This is a genomic window from bacterium (genome assembly GCA_030654305.1).
Classification (GTDB): domain Bacteria; phylum Krumholzibacteriota; class Krumholzibacteriia; order LZORAL124-64-63; family LZORAL124-64-63; genus PNOJ01.
Map to the genome: position 1 here is coordinate 1 of JAURXS010000174.1, position 1,594 is coordinate 1,594.

Sequence of the window (1,594 nt, forward strand, 5' to 3'; positions counted from 1 at the left end):
CAAGCCCTGGAAGATGGAGGAGGTCAAGCTGGCCGTGGCGCGGGCGCTCGAGGGGGCGGCCGTCGCGCGCGAGGGCCGCGCCTGGCGCCGCGAGGCGAAGCGCGCGGCCGGGACCGCCGGCCTGCTGGGGCGCAGCCCCGCGATGGCGCGCCTGCGCGACCTGGTGGACAGGATCGCGCCGTCGGACGCGACGGTCCTGATCCGCGGCGAGAGCGGCTCGGGCAAGGAGGTCGCCGCCCGCGCGATCCACGAGGCCAGCGCTCGCGCCGCCGGTCCCTTCGTGGCCGTGAACTGCGCCGCGCTCCCAGAGAACCTGCTCGAGAGAGAACGGTTCGTCTACCGCCGCGGCGCCTTCACCGGCGCCGACGAGGACCGCGAGGGCCTGTTCGAGGCGGCGCGCGGCGGCACCCTGCTGCTGGACGAGATCGGCGAGGCGGGCCCCGGCGTCCAGGCCAAGCTGCTGCGCGTGCTGGCCGAGCGGCGGATCAACCGCGTCGGCGACCCGCGCGAGCGCGAGGTGGACGTGCGCGTCCTGGCGGCGACGAACCGGCCGCTGGAGGACGCCATCCGCGAGGGCCGCTTCCGCGAGGACCTCTACTACCGGCTGCTGGTGATCCCGGTGGACGTGCCGCCGCTGCGCGAGCGGCCGGGCGACGTGGAGATCCTGGCGGACCACTTCCTGGCGGGCTTCGGCCGGCGCGAGGGACTGACCGCGGACCTGCAGCGCCGGCTGCGCGCCTACGGCTGGCCGGGCAACGTGCGCGAGCTGCGCAACGTCATCGAACGCGCCCACATCCTGGCCGGCCCGCAGCCCGTCGGCGAGGAGCACGTCATGCTGGACGTGGGGTCGTCGCCGCGCCGGCGGGACGACGTCGCCGACGCTTCCGGCGGCCTCGCGCTCGAGGACCACGAGCGGCGCCTGATCCGCGCCGCCCTGCAGCGGGCCGGCGGCAACAAGACCGAGGCCGCGAAGATGCTGGGCATCACCCGGCGCACGCTCTACTCGCGCCTGAACCTGCTGGGACTGGACGCCGACGGCGAGGCGCTGCGGTCGTGACCGGGGTCGGACGACGTGTACCTGACGGGACGCCGGCGGAGCCCTACGCGGAGGCTGTGAGTAGTTAACTCTTTAATATATAGCAAGATGTGAGTGTTGCGGATCCTGCCGAGCCTGGCCCGATGGTTGCATCCGGAGGCTCGTCGCCCGTCCCCGACCAGGAGTGCCGCCATGACGACCGCCGCCCGCACCGCCGTTCCCCGCTTCCCCGCCGCCGTCGCGCTGCTCGTGCTCGGGGCGGCCCTCGCCGCGACGATGCTCGCCGCCGGTCCCGCCCGCGCGCAGGCCGTCGAACGGGAGCAGGCTGCCGAGATCCTGCAGGTCACGTCGGACCACCTGGCTGAGGTGGGGCCGCTGGTCCGCGAATCGCAGAGCGAACAGGCGCGCCGCATCTTCGCCGAGGCCCTGCAGAAGCAGCAGCAGGCCGGCGACCTGTTCCGCGACGCGCGCTACGTCCTGGCCTCGCGGCTGTCGCTGCGCGCGCGGGAGATGGCGCGGCAGGCGGCGCGGGTGACCGGCGCCTCGCAGGGGTACCTG

The 1,594-nt window shown here is 74.7% G+C and carries 2 protein-coding genes; both read left to right on the plus strand.

The features are described from left to right. On the plus strand, positions 1-1,057 hold a 1,057-nt coding region (locus Q7W29_04650; GenBank protein ID MDO9171106.1), incomplete at its 5' end, for a sigma-54 dependent transcriptional regulator. 171 nt (positions 1,058-1,228) lie between these two features. Then, positions 1,229-1,594 (plus strand): hypothetical protein (locus Q7W29_04655; GenBank protein MDO9171107.1); only part of this gene is annotated, 366 nt, incomplete at its 3' end.